1 protein-coding gene is annotated in these 952 nt (G+C 43.9%); it reads right to left on the reverse strand.

Annotated features, from left to right (window positions below; all coding sequences use genetic code 11):
- A partial coding sequence (locus tag ACFINO_RS10035; protein WP_375655673.1) for a filamentous hemagglutinin N-terminal domain-containing protein occupies positions 1-861 on the reverse strand: 861 nt, incomplete at its 3' end.
- Positions 862-952 lie beyond the last annotated feature (91 nt).

Consider the following 952-nt stretch of genomic DNA (forward strand, 5'->3'; position numbering starts at 1 on the left):
AACACCTTTTTCTGTCGCAACAAGTTTAATCTGATCCGCCTGGAGAGCCCCCAAAGCAGAACCATCTATCGCATATTCCGGCTTACCAGTAATATCGGTAAGTGCCTTCATTTGGCGAGAAGCATAATCAAAATTTCCCGTACCAGCCGCAACTCCAATTTCCCTGCCCGCAACAGGACCTTCAAAATGCACAGTGCGTGAAACAATATCGACAACATCAACCACCCCTTTGCCTGAAAAAAAATTCGCACCCCTTGCACCAAAAGTGATCTCCCCACCTTTCACCACAAAACCTTTCAAAAAACCAGAAACATCAATTTCTGGAACACCGGTGGTTAATGTCGCATGGGGCGTATTGATAAACCCACAACCATCACAGCTTATGCCATTGGGGTTGGCTATAATCACATCGGCTTGTTTTCCAAAAACTTCTCCTGGACCATTCAACGCACTGCGTTTTCCGCTTGTTACTTCATTTAAAATAACCTTCGCTGAACCAGAAAAACGCAAATGTGGATTGCCAGGCATAATGCCCCCCAATTGCGATTGTCCCACTTCTTGCGCATGATTGTTCCAAATCACACCTACATGGCCAATATTAAAATCATCATATTTATTGTGCGATAAACCGCTGCTGTTGGGGGTAACAATATCAATGGAAGGAACCCCATTGGGGGCTGCCACAATATCTGGACGATGGGCAGAATTCGCCTTCGCATCAACAGAAATTTGCGCCTGTAACGCTGAAGGTGCTAACAAACAAGAAAAACCAAGCCCCCAAAATAAAACCTTCTTGAGCATCGTACTAGAGACTAAAACACCTAATAAAGTCGCTCTTTGTTCTCTCTTCTCATATCTCATGCTTGTACTCGCCATCACTATCCTTAAAGATCCATTGTTAATGTCATTAAAAACGTGCCTGACTTCTTGTGCTTAATCGTGCTCCAGAAAA

Source organism: Bartonella sp. AA83SXKL, from assembly GCF_042196965.1.
Lineage (GTDB): Bacteria > Pseudomonadota > Alphaproteobacteria > Rhizobiales > Rhizobiaceae > Bartonella.